The organism is Halomonas ventosae (assembly GCF_004361885.1).
GTDB lineage: Bacteria > Pseudomonadota > Gammaproteobacteria > Pseudomonadales > Halomonadaceae > Halomonas > Halomonas ventosae_C.
This window is the reverse complement of sequence record NZ_SNWH01000007.1, coordinates 1-14,319: the sequence shown is the minus strand read 5'-3', so window position 1 is coordinate 14,319 and position 14,319 is coordinate 1. Positions and strand designations below refer to the sequence as shown.

Annotated in this window: 13 protein-coding genes and 2 pseudogenes; 8 read left to right on the top strand and 7 right to left on the bottom strand. The window is 67.2% G+C overall.

Annotation, left to right across the window (positions count from 1 at the left end; translation table 11 throughout):
* Window positions 1-53: 53 nt before the first annotated feature.
* The 5 genes from aroE to DFO68_RS07275 form a co-directional block, all read right to left on the bottom strand.
* A complete protein-coding gene (gene aroE, locus DFO68_RS07295; protein ID WP_133483006.1) occupies window positions 54-866 on the bottom strand; it encodes a shikimate dehydrogenase in 813 nt (270 codons plus the stop codon).
* Complete coding sequence (gene hemF / locus DFO68_RS07290) at window positions 863-1,795, bottom strand: oxygen-dependent coproporphyrinogen oxidase (RefSeq protein ID WP_133483005.1); 933 nt, start codon at window positions 1,793-1,795, stop codon at window positions 863-865. Before hemF ends, aroE begins: the two co-directional genes overlap by 4 nt.
* Window positions 1,796-1,856: 61 nt before the next feature.
* Window positions 1,857-2,414, bottom strand: coding sequence for an L-threonylcarbamoyladenylate synthase (locus DFO68_RS07285; protein ID WP_133483004.1), 558 nt, complete (start codon window positions 2,412-2,414; stop codon window positions 1,857-1,859).
* A 56-nt stretch (window positions 2,415-2,470) separates the two neighbouring features.
* Window positions 2,471-3,571 carry a DNA-processing protein DprA gene (dprA, locus tag DFO68_RS07280; protein ID WP_133483003.1) on the bottom strand — a complete coding sequence of 367 codons (1,101 nt, stop codon included), beginning with the start codon at window positions 3,569-3,571 and terminating at the stop codon, window positions 2,471-2,473.
* Between the two features lie 14 nt (window positions 3,572-3,585).
* Window positions 3,586-4,692 (bottom strand): LysM peptidoglycan-binding domain-containing protein, encoded by a 1,107-nt coding sequence (locus tag DFO68_RS07275; protein ID WP_133483002.1) that lies wholly within the window; start codon window positions 4,690-4,692, stop codon window positions 3,586-3,588.
* A 172-nt stretch (window positions 4,693-4,864) separates the two neighbouring features.
* On the opposite strand from DFO68_RS07275, the gene def reads away from it, so the two are divergent.
* From def to DFO68_RS07240, 7 genes are all read left to right on the top strand, one after another.
* Window positions 4,865-5,377, top strand: a complete 513-nt coding sequence (gene def, locus DFO68_RS07270; protein WP_133483001.1) for a peptide deformylase — start codon at window positions 4,865-4,867, stop codon at window positions 5,375-5,377.
* Between the two features lie 108 nt (window positions 5,378-5,485).
* The gene (gene fmt / locus DFO68_RS07265) at window positions 5,486-6,475 is read left to right on the top strand and encodes a methionyl-tRNA formyltransferase (RefSeq protein WP_133483000.1); all 990 of its coding nucleotides are present in this window, start codon (window positions 5,486-5,488) and stop codon (window positions 6,473-6,475) included.
* Window positions 6,472-7,824, top strand: a complete 1,353-nt coding sequence (gene rsmB, locus DFO68_RS07260) for a 16S rRNA (cytosine(967)-C(5))-methyltransferase RsmB (protein ID WP_133482999.1) — start codon at window positions 6,472-6,474, stop codon at window positions 7,822-7,824. The genes fmt and rsmB overlap by 4 nt, the downstream gene beginning before the upstream one ends.
* A 36-nt stretch (window positions 7,825-7,860) precedes the next feature.
* Complete coding sequence (locus DFO68_RS07255; protein ID WP_133482998.1) at window positions 7,861-8,067, top strand: dodecin; 207 nt, start codon at window positions 7,861-7,863, stop codon at window positions 8,065-8,067.
* Window positions 8,068-8,186: 119 nt separating this feature from the next.
* Complete coding sequence (gene trkA, locus DFO68_RS07250; protein WP_133482997.1) at window positions 8,187-9,560, top strand: Trk system potassium transporter TrkA; 1,374 nt, start codon at window positions 8,187-8,189, stop codon at window positions 9,558-9,560.
* Window positions 9,561-9,725: 165 nt separating this feature from the next.
* On the top strand, window positions 9,726-11,201 hold the full coding sequence (locus DFO68_RS07245) for a TrkH family potassium uptake protein (RefSeq protein ID WP_133483114.1): 1,476 nt from the start codon (window positions 9,726-9,728) through the stop codon (window positions 11,199-11,201).
* 57 nt (window positions 11,202-11,258) lie between these two features.
* Window positions 11,259-12,500, top strand: a complete 1,242-nt coding sequence (locus DFO68_RS07240) for a TraB/GumN family protein (protein WP_133482996.1) — start codon at window positions 11,259-11,261, stop codon at window positions 12,498-12,500.
* Here DFO68_RS07240 and DFO68_RS07235 read toward each other — a convergent pair whose 3' ends face one another.
* Window positions 12,501-13,331, bottom strand: a complete 831-nt coding sequence (locus DFO68_RS07235) for a tRNA-uridine aminocarboxypropyltransferase (RefSeq protein WP_133482995.1) — start codon at window positions 13,329-13,331, stop codon at window positions 12,501-12,503. It lies immediately after the preceding gene.
* Window positions 13,267-13,599: pseudogene (locus DFO68_RS07230) on the bottom strand (Sir2 family NAD-dependent protein deacetylase); the annotation flags it as partial. The pseudogene DFO68_RS07230 and the gene DFO68_RS07235, both read right to left, overlap by 65 nt.
* A 65-nt stretch (window positions 13,600-13,664) precedes the next feature.
* On the opposite strand from DFO68_RS07230, the pseudogene DFO68_RS15805 reads away from it, so the two are divergent.
* Window positions 13,665-14,319: pseudogene (locus DFO68_RS15805) on the top strand (IS3 family transposase); the annotation flags it as partial.

The following is a 14,319-nucleotide window of genomic DNA, read 5'->3' as shown; positions in this document are numbered from 1 at the left end:
GTGAAACGCCGCTAAGGGCTCTACGTCAAGAGATGCTGACAGCGACGCCAAAGTCACAGCGTCCGCCTGAGTGCCTCGCGTACCGGGCCGGTATCGGGGCGCCTGCCGCGCCACTGGAAGAACGATTCCGCCGCTTGCTCGACCAGCATGCCCAGCCCGTCGATGGTGGCCGCGCCGCGCTCGGCGGCCCAGCGCAGGAAGAGCGTGGGCTCGCTGGCGTACATCATGTCGTAGGCGATGCCGCCGTCGTTGAACAGCGCCTCGGGAAGCGGCGGCAGGTCACCGGCAAGGCTCGCGCTGGTGCCGTTGATTATCAGCTCATAGGGCCCTTCCACCGCCTCGAAGCCACCGCCGGCGATCGTACCCAGTTCGCAAAAGTCAGCGGCCAGCGCCTCGGCCTTGGCCGCGGTGCGATTGGCCACGAAGAGGCTCACCGGCTCCTCGGACAGTAGCGGTTCTAGCACGCCGCGCACCGCCCCCCCGGCGCCCAGCACCAGGATGCGGGCCCCGGTCAATTCCACGCCATGGCGCTTCAGATCGCGCACTAGACCGACCCCGTCAGTGGTATCGCCGTATGTCAGGGCGTTACCGCCGAGAATCAGGGTGTTCACCGCCCCGGCTCGACGCGCGCGTTCGCTGAGCGTGTCGCAGAGCTCGAAGGCCGCCTCCTTGAAGGGGACGGTGACGTTGGCCCCGCGGCCGCCCTCAGCCACGAAGCGCCGCCAGGCACCCGCAAAGTCATCCAGCGGCGCCTCGATGGCGGTGTACTCGATGTTATCGCCGGTCTGCGCGGCGAAGGCGGCGTGGATGGCCGGCGACTTCGAATGGCCAACCGGGTGGCCGAAGACGCAGTAGCGATCGGTCATGCTTCGTTCTCCTCGTGCGGCTCGCCGAGCCAGTCGCGGGGCCGCAGATAATCCCGGTAGAGGGCCTCCTCGAGGCTACCCGGCTCGGGGTGCCAGTCATACTCCCAGCGCGCCAGCGGCGGCAGCGACATCAGGATCGACTCGGTACGCCCGCCGCTCTGCAGTCCGAACAAGGTGCCGCGGTCCCAGACCAGGTTGAACTCCACGTAGCGCCCGCGGCGGTAGAGCTGGAAGTTGCGCTCGCGCTCACCGAAGGGTGTATCACGACGGCGGCGCACAATGGGCAGGTACGCCTCAAGAAAGGCGTCGCCCACCGCGCGCTGGAAGGCAAAGCACTCAGCGAAGCTGCCCGCGTTGAGGTCGTCGAAGAACAGCCCGCCGACGCCACGGGTCTCGTCGCGATGCTTGAGATAGAAGTAATCGTCGCACCAGGCCTTGTAGCGGGGATAGACCTCGTCGCCGAAAGGCGCACAGGCGTCGCGCGCCACCCGGTGCCAGTGCACTACATCCTCGAGCACGGGGTAGTAGGGCGTCAGGTCGAAGCCGCCACCGAACCACCACACCGGCGCCTCACCGGTCTTCTCGGCGATCAGGAAGCGCACGTTGCCATGGCTGGTGGGCACATGGGGGTTCTTCGGATGCAGCACCCAGGAGACGCCTAGCGCATGGAAGCTGCGTCCGGCGAGCTCCGGCCGCGCCTGGGTAGATGAGGGCGGTAGGCGGGCACCGAACACATGCGAGAAGTTGACGCCACCCTTCTCGAAGAGCTGGCCATCCTCGATCACCCGCGAGCGGCCACCGCCCCCCTCCGGCCGCTGCCAGGCATCCTCACGGAAGTCCTTGCCGTCCTCACCGGCCAGCGAGGCGCAGAGGCGCTCCTGGAGATCGAGCAGGTAGCACTTGACGTCATCGAGATGGGCGTGGGCCAACGGAGCCTCCTGAGCGGGATAGAGAATGGACTGGAAAAGGATGGATGAGAAAGGTGTTGGGTCACGAACGCAGCACCCGGCCACTGACCAGGTCACGGATGCTGCTGGGGCGTTCGAGGCCACCCAGCGGGCCGTCCAACACCGCGTCGAGCGCGTCGCCGAAGACGGCCCTGACCTCGCCGGCACTCATCGCCGGCGGCTCGCCGGCGCGGTTGGCTGAGGTCGAGACCAGCGGCCCGCCGAAGGCCTCGCACAGCGCCACGACCAATGGGTGGGCACTGACCCGCATCGCCACCCGGTCATGGTTGCCACGCACCAGGGCGCGGGAGCGGCCATTGTCGGGCACCAGCCAGGTGGTCGGCCCCGGCCAGCTCGCCACCAGCGGAGCCTGACGCTCGAGGGGCAGCCCCTCCAACCAGGGCGCGAACTGCGCGATACTGGCCGCCACCAGGATCACGCCCTTGGCCGGATCGCGCGCCTTGAGGCGCAGCAGGCGGCTAAGGGCCGCCTCGTCGTCGGGGTCGCACCCCAGCCCCCAGACGGCCTCGGTAGGGTAGGCGATCACGCCACCGGCACGCAGGGCCGTGATGGCCTCATCGAGAGCGTTGGCCTCGGTCATGGGTCTCCTTGCCGGGTGTCGACTGGCCGGATGGCGACATCAGAGGGCATATCCTATCACGCCCCTGATCGAGTCGGCAGGCGCACCCAGCCCCCAGCGGCTTGGGTCACCGCCCCCTCCAGCTCCAGTTCGAGCAGGCCGCGCTGGCAGTCGGCAACGCCGCGGCCGGTGAGCGTCACCAGGGCATCCACCGGCGTGGGCGTGTCGCTCAGCCAGCGCAGCAGCGAATTCTCCGCGGCCTCGGTCGGCTCGGGCGCTGAAGAAACCGCAGCGGGGGCGCTGACCACCGCCCACTGGCTGAGCTCGGCGAGGATGTCGTCCAGCTCGCGAACCAGCACCGCGCCGTCACGAATCAGCTGCAGGCAGCCTCGCGCCATGGGGTTGTGGATCGAGCCGGGCAGGGCGAAGACCTCGCGGTTCTGCTCGAGGGCCAGCCGGGCGCTGACCAGCGAACCGCTCTTCTCGGCGGCTTCCACCACTAGCACGCCCAACGAGAGGCCGGTGACGATGCGATTGCGGCGCGGAAAGAAGCCGGCCCGGGCCCGAGTGCCCGGGGGATGTTCGGAGAGCAGCAATCCGCCGCTCTCCTGCAGGCGCCGATAAAGGCGGTGATGACGCGGCGGATAGATGACATCCACCCCGCAGCCGAGTACTGCCACGCTCGTCCCACCGGCATCGAGTGCCGCCTGCTGGGCGGCGGCATCAATGCCCAGAGCCATGCCGCTGACCACGCACCAGCCGCGCGCAGCCAGCTCCCGGGCGAAGCCGGCGGCATTGGTGAGCCCCTCGCGGGTCGGCCGCCGAGAGCCGACCATCGCCAGCCGGGGCGGACCGAGGGCCTCGAGATCGCCGAGTGCCCAGAGCACCGGCGGAGGATCGGCTATCTGCCCGAGCAGCCTCGGCCAAGCGGGATGGTCGGGATGGATCAGGTGACGGCCGGGCTCGGCGGCGAGCCAGGCCTCGTCGGCGTCCAGCTCGGCGCTGAGGGGGCTGCGGTCGGGATGGTCGAGCCACAGCCGCAGGGCCATGGCCGCCTCGCGCGGCAGCACGGCCAGCCAGCCGTCAGGCCAGTCCGGCCGCTCCGCCACCCATTTGGCCAGACGCGCAGCGCCCATACCGGGCAATCGGGCCAGTGCCAGCCATTCCCGCGTCTGCATGTTAACGCCGGCTATCACAGTGCCGTATCCAGCAGGCGTTGCGGGCTGTGGATGCGATCGCCCACCGAGAGCATGCGGCTAGCCTCCATCACCAGGGCGTAGCTCACCTTCGCGTAGGGGCGGAAGACCATCACCAGGCCGGCCTCCTCGCCAGGCAGGCGCAACGCCTCGCTGGTGCGCGGGTCACTGACCCGCTCGCCACGCTGCTCGACCATCAGCACATGGCCCGCCTCGAGGCCATCGCGCCGACCACGGTCCAGCGCCACCACCTGCAGGCGGCCGATAAAGCGCACCCCCCCAGGCACCGCCAGGATTCGCCCGTCGATTTCCCGCTCGGGAGCGCGGGGCAGGAACTCGGTGACCAGCTGGCGCTCCTCGAGGGGTAGCACGATGTCGTCGTTGCGCACTTCCTGGCGAGAGGAGGTCACCTCCATCACCGCGATGTCATCCTCCTGGCGCAGGCGGCGTGCCTGGCCGACGCTCTCCAGTTCGAGCGCCAGCGCTTCGCCGCTGGCGCTGTCGACATAGCGCTCCCCCACCCGATAGAGGCCGAAGCGGCCATCGCCTTCGACCCGCCCGCGGGCATAGAAGCGATCGCCGCTGCCACTGATCAGGCGGCCGTCATCACCGGCCACCACATAGGCCAGCTCGTCGAGTGTCTCGGCATCGTCGACGACGCGGTGGTCGCGCAGGAATTGGCGTGCGCCATCCAGCGGTATCGGCTCGATGGCCTCGCGGCGGGGTATGCTCCGCATCTCCGGCGAGAGCCGCACGATGCCCTGGCCACGCTCAAGGCCGAGACAGGGGCGCCCGTTGCACTCATCGAGGTAGACGACGTCGCCGGGATAGATCAGGTGTGGATTGTCGATCTGCGCATTGACCTGCCACACGTCGGGCCACTGCCAGGGATGGCGCAGGAAACGCCCGGAGATGTCCCACAGGGTGTCACCTCTGACCACCGTATAGCGATCCGGCGCATCGCCTCTCAGGCCATTCTCCCAGGAAAGGCCCTGAGCCTGGGTCAAGAGGGTGACGAGGCCAAGCACTCCGCCCACCAGCAGCCTACCCAATCCCCTTCTCAGCCATCGGCGCCCCTCCGCTGCACCTCCTGTGTGTCTCATCCCTGCTCTCCCCGCGTTGCTAGCCTCAAGCCTGATGACGCCATGGAACGGCGACGACATGGTATAGTCAGATGCTATCGATGCAATGCACACTTGGCGGTACTCCCACCAAGCGTGGACTTCTAGAATAGTGTCATCTTGTAAATGACAGCATAACGGTGATTGCAACGCCATGGCCAAATTACCCATCCTCGAATTTCCCGACGAGCGGCTGCGCACCATCGCCACGCCGGTTGAGACGGTAGACGACGAGGTGCGCCGGCTGGTCGAGGACATGCTCGAGACCATGTACGACGCACGCGGCATCGGACTGGCCGCTACCCAGGTGGATGTCCACCGCCGGGTCATCGTCATGGACGTCAGCGACGACCACGCGCACCCGCTGGTGCTGATCAACCCGACCGTCACGCCCATCGGCGACGAACGGGAGCCAATGCAGGAGGGCTGCCTGTCGATCCCCGACTATTACGCCGAGGTTCCCCGCGCCCTGAAGGTGCATCTCAAGGCACTCGACCGTGACGGGCAGCCCTACGAGATGGAGGCCGAGGGCCTGCTCGCCCACTGCATCCAGCACGAGCACGATCACCTGGAGGGGGTGCTGTTCGTCGACCACCTCTCCGCGCTCAAGCGCGACCGGGTGTTGAAGAAGATGAATAAGCGCCACCGGCAGATGCAGCCCGCCTGACCGCCGGCCCTGTTACCCGGGGAAGGTCGACGCCAAGGCGTCGGCCTTCGTCGTTTCCGGCCACCTCCGTTATCATGAGGGGCATCGCCCACTGGCAAGGCCCTGACCATGTCCCGACCCCTGCGTGTGATCTTCGCCGGCACCCCCGACTTCGCCGCCAAAAGCCTGACGGCGCTGCTGGCGAGCCACCATGACGTCGTTGCCGTCTATACCCAGCCTGACCGCCCGGCCGGTCGCGGCCGCACACTGACCCCCAGTCCGGTGAAAACCCTCGCCCTCGAACACGGCCTGGCGGTCTTCCAGCCGGCCAGCCTGAAAGCACCCGAGGCTCAGGCAGAGCTGGCACGCCATGGCGCCGACATCATGGTAGTGGTGGCCTACGGATTGATCCTGCCGCGTGCCGTGCTCGAGATCCCCCCGCTGGGCTGTCTCAATGTGCATGCCTCGCTGCTGCCACGCTGGCGCGGGGCGGCCCCTATCCAGCGGGCCATCGAGGCCGGCGACGCGGAAAGCGGCGTGACCATCATGCAGATGGATGCGGGGCTGGACACCGGCGACATGCTGCTGGTCAAGCGCACGCCGATCACCCCCACCACCACCGGTGGCGAGCTCCACGACCGCCTGGCGAGCCTGGGCGGCGAGGCCATCGTCGAGGCGCTGGATGCGCTGGCCGGCGAAGGGCTCGACGCCACTCCCCAGCCCGAGGCAGGAGTTACCTATGCCGCCAAGCTCTCCAAGGCCGAGGCGGAGCTCGACTTCCGCCGCCCCGCCGTGGAACTCGCCGCCCGGGTGCGCGCCTTCAATCCCTGGCCGGTGGCCTGGTGTGCGCTGGGGGATGACCGCCTGCGCCTGCTGATGGCGCGGGCCGCCTCGCCCACCGCGGACGAGGCCTCGTGCTCCCCCGGCAGCCTGCTCGCCCATGGTCCCCAGGCGCTGCGCATCGCCTGCGGCCCGACCGGCGACCAGGTGCTTGAGGTAACCCGCGCCCAGCTGCCCGGCGGCAAGCCCCTGGCGGTGAGCGAGCTGCTCAAGGCCCGCGCCGAGCGCCTCGCACCCGGCACCCGGCTGGGACGCACCGATGAGGAGGCCACCCCATGAATCAGGCGCGCAACGCTCCCCCTTCTCGCCAAGGCCGTCGCGACAACGGCCAGGCCGTGCGGGCCGCCGCCGCCCGCGCCCTGGCGCCGGTGATTCTCGGCAAGGGCTCGCTCACCGGCCTCGACGACCATCAGGTCGTGGCCCGGGACCGCGCCCTGTTCAAGGCGCTCTGCTACGGCACCTGCCGCACCCTGCCACGCCTCGAGGCCTTGGCCGGCAAGCTGCTGGACAAGCCGTTCAAAGCCCGCGACGCCGACGTCCAGGCGCTATTGCTGCTCGGCATCCACCAGCTGCTCTACCTGCGCATCCCGGCCCACGCCACGGTGGGCGAGACCGCCGGTGCCGCCCGCCTGCTCGGCAAGGAGTGGGCCACCCGGGTGCTCAACGGCTGCCTGCGCCGCCTGCAGCGCGAGAACACCGAGCTCCAGGCCGAGGTCGACCGCGACCCGGCCGTGGCGCTGCTGCACCCTCGCTGGTGGCTCACGGCTCTGCGTCAGGCCTGGCCCGACGACTGGCGCGCCATCTGCGCGGCCAACAACATACCGGGCCCCATGACACTGCGGATCAACCGCCGCCATGGCGACCGCGAGATGTACCTGGACCGCCTCGCCGCCGCGGGCATCCCGGCCCGGTTATGCACGCACGCCCCGGACGGCGTGACCCTCGAGGCACCTCGCGACGTCGAGACACTGCCCGGCTTCGCCGAGGGCCATGTCAGCGTCCAGGACGAGTCGGCCCAGCTTGCCGCCGTGCTGCTAGGTCCGGTGATCGCCCCGCGTCCCGGCGCCCGCGTGCTGGACGCCTGCTGTGCCCCAGGCGGCAAGACCGCCCATCTCCTGGAGTTGTTCGATATCGATCTTCAGGCCGTCGACAGCGATGCCGCGCGCCTGGCTCGGGTCGAGGATACCCTGGCGCGCCTGGGGCTCATCGCGACCCTGGCTGAGGGCGACGCCACCACTCGTGAATGGTGGGATGGCACGCCATTCGATGCCATCCTGCTCGATGCCCCTTGCTCCGGCAGCGGCGTGATCCGTCGCCATCCCGATATCAAGCGGCTACGCCGCCCCTCTGACATCCCCCGCCTCGCCGAGCTGCAGGCACGACTGCTCGACAACCTCTGGCCGCTGCTGCGCCCCGGTGGCACCCTGCTCTACGCCACCTGCTCGGTACTGCCCGAGGAGAATGCCGAGCAGATCGCGCGTTTCCTCGCGCACACCCCGGGGGCAGTGGCCACGTCGCTGGCCGACATGGCCTGGGGACGCCCCTCAGGTGCCGGACGGCAATTGCTGCCGGAACCCGAAAGCCATGATGGCTTCTTCTATGCCAGACTGGAAAAGCACCCCGCCTGAGAGCGGACGCTCCATTGCACCAACACGGGAGGTTACGTGAGCCACCACACCTACAAGCACATCGAGTTGACGGGTTCCTCGGAGAAAAGCATCGAGGACGCCGTTCAGAGCGCCCTGACCAAGGCCGCCGAGAGCCTGCATGGCATGCGCTGGTTCGAGGTCGTGGATACCCGCGGCCATATTGACAACGGGCAGGTCGCCCACTGGCAGGTCACCATCAAGGTTGGCTTCACCCTAGACTGATCCTGGGCGCGACCTGTTCTTCTCATGACGGCTGGTTTAGGCTAGCTCTTATGTTGCGGCGCACAGCAGTGCGCCGCTCTCTATCCCCGGCGTTCTGACCGGAGCGGACAGCGACGACCATGAAGATCATCATCCTCGGCGCCGGCCAGGTCGGCGGCACCCTGGCCGAGCACCTGGCCCGGGAGGAGAACGACATCACGGTGGTGGACACCGACAACGGGCGCCTGCGCGAACTGCATACGCGCCTGGACATCCGCACGGTGTCAGGGGCCGCCTCCTATCCCATGGTGCTGCGCCAGGCCGGCTGCGAGGACGCTGATATGTTGATCGCGGTGACCAATTCCGATGAGGTCAACATGATCGCCTGCCAGGTGGCCCATACCCTGTTTCGCACCCCGACCAAGATCGCCCGCGTACGCTCCACCGCCTACCTGACGCGCAAGGGGCTGTTCGCCCACGATGCGGTACCCGTCGATGTGCTGATTAGCCCTGAGCAGGTGGTCACCGACCACATCCGCCGGCTGATCGAGCACCCCGGCGCCCTGCAGGTGCTGGAGTTCGCCGGTGGCCTGGTGCAGCTGGTGGCCGTGAAGGCCTTCTACGGCGGCCCGCTGGTCGGTCAGGAGCTGGCCTTCCTGCGCCGCCACATGCCCAGCGTGGACACCCGGGTGGCGGCGATCTACCGCAAGAATCGGCCGATCATTCCCCATGGCAACACCGTCATCGAGGCTGACGACGAGGTCTTCTTCATCGCCGCCCGCCGCGACATCCGCGCGGTGATGAGTGAGCTGCGCCGCCTCGAGCGTGACTTTCGCCGGGTGATGATCGCCGGCGGCGGCAACATCGGCGAGCGCCTGGCCGAGCACCTGGAACACAGCCACCAGGTCAAGATCATCGAGCACAGCATCGAGCGTTGCAGCCAGCTCTCCGAACGCCTCGACCGTACCGTGGTGCTGAACGGCAGCGCCACCGACAAGCGGCTGCTGGAGGAGGAAAACATCGAGGAGTGCGACATCTTCTGCTCGCTGACCAACGATGACGAGGTCAACATCATGTCGTCACTGCTGGCCAAGCGCATGGGCGCCAAGAAGGTGCTGACGCTGATCAACAACGCCGCCTACGTCGACCTGGTGCAGGGCGGCGAGATCGATATCGCCATCTCGCCCCAGCAGGCCACCATCGGCAGCCTGCTGACCCACGTGCGGCGCGGCGATATCGTCAATGTCCACTCGCTGCGCCGCGGCGCGGCCGAGGCCATCGAGGCCATCGCCCACGGCGACACCCAGTCGTCCAAGGTGGTGGGTCGCGCCATCGGCAAGATCGACCTGCCCCAGGGCACCACCATCGGCGCGGTGGTGCGCGGCAAGGAGGTGCTGATCGCCCATGACGACGTGGTAGTAAGGTCGGGCGACCATGTCATCCTGTTTGTGATCGACAAGCGCCGCCTGCGTGACGTGGAGCGGCTGTTCCAGGTGGGTTTAACCTTTTTCTGACCGTCGCAACCCCAGCGTCTCCGGTGGCAAGGTAACCATCGCCACGCCGCCCGCGAGACGTCTGCGGGTCAAGGGACTCACAGTGAACCTAGCGGGGATCGTCATGCGTTTATCGATGACACGACGTCCGACCCAAGGCCAGCGCAGGCGGCATCCATGACCGGCATGGTCAACAGGACGATCAGTGCGCGCGTGCGCCCCTGGGCGCCGATCTTCAAGGTATTGTCGTTGCTGTGGCTGGTACTGGCCGTTTTCATGGCCGTGCCCTGGCTCATCCTGCTCATCGAGAAAGACCCCGATGCCAGGGCCTTTGGCCTTTCGATCCTTATCTTGCTGGGCGCGGCAGCCTTCACCTGGCTAACCACCCAACAGGCGGAGATCGCCCTGAAACCCTGGCAGATGTTTGTCATCACCACCCTGAGCTGGGTCACCATCTGCGGCTTCGCCAGCCTCCCCTTGGCCCTGGGTGCGCCTCAACTGTCGGTGACCAATGCCGTCTTCGAGTCAGTCTCCGCCATCACCACGACCGGGTCGACCATCCTCATCGGCATCGAAAACCTCTCCGATGGCTTGAAGCTATGGCGTGGCATCATGCAGTGGCTGGGCGGCATCGGCATCATCGTCATGGGCATCGCCATCCTGCCGTTTCTCAAGGTGGGCGGGATGCGCCTGTTCCATACCGAGTCGTCGGACTGGTCCGACAAGGTGATGCCGCGCACCGGGGGCATCGCCAAGGCGACCCTGAGCATCTACTGCAGCTTCACCCTGATCGCCATGGTCAGCTACTGGCTGGGCGGCATGGCGCCCCTGGATGCGGTCGTGCATGGCATGACCTCGCTTGCCACTGGTGGGTTCGCCAACACCGATGCGTCCTTCGGCGCCTACGCCGACACGCTTCATCTACTGTGGTTCGCCTCCCTGTTCATGCTCATGGGCGCCCTGCCGTTCGTGCTCTACATCCGGGTCTTGCGGGGCGTTCACGGGGCCCTCTGGCGAGACCAGCAAGTCCAGGGATTGTTGCTGATGTTGCTGGTGGTGATTCTCGGGCTCACCCTGTGGCGGATCTGGCAGGGCACGCCCGCCTTCGAGGCACTGACCCAGGTGACTTTCAACGTCATTTCCGTGGTCACCACCACCGGCTACGCCTCGGACGACTACACCAGCTGGGGCAGCGTGGCGATCGTGGCGTTTTTCTACCTGACCTTCGTCGGCGGTTGCTCCGGCTCAACCAGTGGAGGCATGAAGGTCTTCCGCTTCCAGGTCGCGGCCATCATGCTGCGCAACCAGTTGCGCTTCCTGGTGCATGCCAATGGGGTCTTTGCCTCTCGCTACAACGGTCAACCGCTGACCGATGACGTCACGCGCGGTGTGGTGGCCTTTTCCTTCTTCTTCTTCCTGACCATCGCGGGTGTCGCGCTGGGCCTCTCGCTGATGGGCCTGGACATTGTTACGGCGCTCTCCGGTGCCGCCACCGCCGTCGCCAATGTCGGCCCCGGCCTGGGGGACACCATCGGCCCCGCCGGCAATTTCTCCAGTCTGCCGGATGCTGCCAAGTGGCTGTTGAGCCTTGCCATGCTGATGGGGCGCCTGGAAATCCTCACGGTGCTGGTGCTGTTCACGCCGATGTTCTGGCGCAAATGATGGCGGCGGCACACCACCGCAATGAATGATACTCCCCTCCCTTCGACCCGAGCCGACATGACCGATATTCAGGCCCCCGATACCTCATCCCCCCCGAACAACGACATGGTTGGCGGCCCGCGCCGGGTCGTTCAAATTGGCGAGACCCGCTATACGCTGCTGGGCACCGCCCATGTCTCCGCCGAGAGCGCCGCCGACGTGCGTGCGCTGATCCGTTCCGGCGAGTTCGACGCCGTGGCGATCGAGCTGTGCGACTCGCGCCACCATAGCCTCACCCATCCCGACGCCCTGGGTGAACAGGACCTGTTTCAGATCTTCCGTCAGGGCAAGGCAGGGATGGTGGCCGCCAGCTTGGCGCTGGGGGCCTTCCAGCAGCGCGTCGCCGAGCAGTCGGGCATCGAGCCCGGTGCCGAGATGCGTGCCGCCCTGGAGGAGAGCCGCAACGCCGGATTGCCGCTGCTGCTGATAGACCGCGACGTGGGCATCACCCTCAAGCGCATCTACCACAACGTGCCCTGGTGGCAGCGCTTCTCGCTGTTTTCGGGGCTGCTTGGCAGCGTACTGTCGCGCCAGCAGGTCACCGCCGAGGAGATCGAACGGCTCAAGGAGGGCGACGTTCTGGAGTCCACCTTCAGCGAGTTCGCCGCCGAGTCACAATCCCTGTTCGTACCATTGATCAGCGAGCGGGACCGCTACATGGTGCTGCGCCTGGCGGAAGACGCCGGTCCCGGCCGTTATCGCCACGTGCTGGTGGTGATCGGCGCCGGCCACATGAAGGGCATGGCCGAGCAACTGGAGCAGCCGCTGCCCGCCGACCCCACCCCGGAGCGCCGGCGCCTCGAGGCCACCCCGCCGCCGTCGAAGGTATGGAAAGCCCTGCCCTGGGCGATCACCGCGCTGGTACTAACCGGCTTCGCCATCGGCTTCTCGCGCAACACCGAACTGGGCTGGCAGCTGGTGGCGGAGTGGTTCCTGATCAACGGCGTACTCTCCGCGGCCGCCACTCTGGCGGCCCTTGCCCACCCGCTCACGGTAGTAGCCACCTTCTTCGCCGCCCCGCTGACCTCGCTCAACCCCACCATCGGTGCCGGCTTCGTCGCCGCCGGGGTGGAGCTGTGGCTGCGCAAGCCCAAGGTGCGGGACTTCTCGACCCTGCGCCATGACGTGACCGAGCTCAAGGGCTGGTGGCGCAACCGGGTCTCGCGCATCCTGCTCGTCTTCCTCACCGCTACCCTCGGCTCCGCCGCCGGTACCTGGATTGCCGGCTTTCGCATCGCCGGAGCACTGTTCGGCGGTTGATCAGGCGTCAGGGTTGCGGCGCACCAGTAGCCGCCGCATCGCCGCCGTCGGTGCCTCGAGCCTGTGGTGGCGCCGGCTGGCGGCGTAGCTGTCATTGAAGGCATCGAAATAGTCATCGAGCACCTCGGCCGCGGTCGCGTCTCCAGCCTGGCGCAGCAGTTCGATGGCCACCTCGGCAGTACACAGATGAGCGGCGGAGGCCGGCTTGCGCAGCCGATAGCGGGTCAGTCGCTGGGTGGCCAGCGGCAGCACCGGCAGCCGGTCGAGGTAGGGGCTCTTGCGAAATATTCGACGCGCCTGCCGCCAGGTGCCGTCGAGGATGATGAAGACCGGTATCCGGCCACCTTGCTGACGCTCGGTCACGCTCTCCATGCCGACCACCCGATCGGCATAGTCCGGCTGGTCGTCGGGAAAGATCACGAAGGGCGCGTAGCGCGAATCCTCAAGCAGCGCCAACAGCCGCTCGTCCGGTACCGTGCGATACCAGGTGAAGACCTCGGTGTCGGGCAAGACGTCACTGATCAGCCGTCCGGTATTGGTAGGCTTAAAGTGTTCCACGGGGTGGGTCAGCAGCCACACCCTGGCCTCGCTCGTGGCGCTGACCCGGTAGGGGCAGAGGCAGTTGAGCTGCGGCAGATGGCAACCCCCGCAGCGGGTGACGAAACTGCCCCGCGCCTTGAACTCGCGGCGCGGTGGCCGCGGATGACCGGTGGCGGGGTCACTGGAAAGACCGGTGGCGGGGTCACTGGAGAGAGCGGTCGCGGGGTCACTGGAAGGAGCGGTCACGGGATTGCGTTCGGTGACGGCGTCGTGGAAGGTGTCGTCCTGCATGCTGGCTTGCTCCCGGCCGGAGGGGCGGCATTCTAGCATGGGTCTCGGGGTCGACCAGCACGCAGGGCGCGTCCAGCGGGGTATGGTCGAGCAAGGAGGCGGCCGGCATGACGGCAAGCGACGTACCGACCACCAGCAGCAGGTCCGCCTCGGCGGCGATCTCGCAGGCATCCGCAAAATGTGGCACGGCCTCGCCGAACCACACCACGTCGGGGCGCAGCTGACTGCCCTTGTCGCAGAGGTCCCCCAGGCGGATTCCCACGCGGGGCTATAGTGGACCCTGAAATCCAGACACTGGTTTAAGCTATCGCCTGGCCGATTTCGAAGGGATCGATGATGTCCAATCAGAAACGCAACACCCACTCCCCGGAGCTCAAGGCCAAGGTGGCCCTGGAGGCGGTCCGAGGGCTGAAGACGGCCAACGAGATCGGGCGGGACTACGGCGTTCATCCGGTGCAGGTCAGTCAGTGGAAGAAGGCCCTGCTCGAGGATTCCTCGACGCTGTTCGACAAACAGTTGGATCGATCCTTCGGACGAGGTGCCACTGGCCCGGCAGTGCCTGCTGGCAGGTGTTGTCAGATCAACGGTGTATGCTCGGCAGAAACCCAAGCCACCGGCCTCCCTGGACCTCGAGCTATGCCATGCGCTCGACGAGATCTACACGCGCCGTCCGTTCTATGGCAGTCGACGAATGGTGGTCGAGCTGGGCTACCGTGGTTATCAGATCAACCGAAAGCGCGTGCAGCGGCTGATGCGCGGCATGGGGCTCGCCGGCATGGCGCCTGGGCCGATGACCAGCCGGCCGCACCCCGATCACAAGGTCTATCCGTACCTGCTGCGTGGTGTGTCGATCACGCGACCGAACCAGGTGTGGAGCACGGATGTGACCTACATCCGTCTGCCACGCGGGTTCGTCTACCTGGTCGCCATTATCGACTGGTACAGCCGCAAGGTGCTGAGCTGGCGACTCAGCAATACCATGGACGCC

What these genes read in the sequence shown, in the direction of transcription:
- DFO68_RS07245 (WP_133483114.1), top strand. Translation starts at nt 9,726, where the DNA reads ATGGTCAACAGGACGATCAGTGCGCGCGTGCGCCCCTGGGCGCCGATC.
- DFO68_RS07240 (WP_133482996.1), top strand. Translation starts at nt 11,259, where the DNA reads ATGACCGATATTCAGGCCCCCGATACCTCATCCCCCCCGAACAACGAC.
- aroE (WP_133483006.1), bottom strand. Translation starts at nt 866, where the DNA reads ATGACCGATCGCTACTGCGTCTTCGGCCACCCGGTTGGCCATTCGAAG.
- DFO68_RS07285 (WP_133483004.1), bottom strand. Translation starts at nt 2,414, where the DNA reads ATGACCGAGGCCAACGCTCTCGATGAGGCCATCACGGCCCTGCGTGCC.
- DFO68_RS07275 (WP_133483002.1), bottom strand. Translation starts at nt 4,692, where the DNA reads ATGAGACACACAGGAGGTGCAGCGGAGGGGCGCCGATGGCTGAGAAGG.
- dprA (WP_133483003.1), bottom strand. Translation starts at nt 3,571, where the DNA reads ATGCAGACGCGGGAATGGCTGGCACTGGCCCGATTGCCCGGTATGGGC.
- rsmB (WP_133482999.1), top strand. Translation starts at nt 6,472, where the DNA reads ATGAATCAGGCGCGCAACGCTCCCCCTTCTCGCCAAGGCCGTCGCGAC.
- fmt (WP_133483000.1), top strand. Translation starts at nt 5,486, where the DNA reads ATGTCCCGACCCCTGCGTGTGATCTTCGCCGGCACCCCCGACTTCGCC.
- def (WP_133483001.1), top strand. Translation starts at nt 4,865, where the DNA reads ATGGCCAAATTACCCATCCTCGAATTTCCCGACGAGCGGCTGCGCACC.
- trkA (WP_133482997.1), top strand. Translation starts at nt 8,187, where the DNA reads ATGAAGATCATCATCCTCGGCGCCGGCCAGGTCGGCGGCACCCTGGCC.
- DFO68_RS07235 (WP_133482995.1), bottom strand. Translation starts at nt 13,331, where the DNA reads ATGCAGGACGACACCTTCCACGACGCCGTCACCGAACGCAATCCCGTG.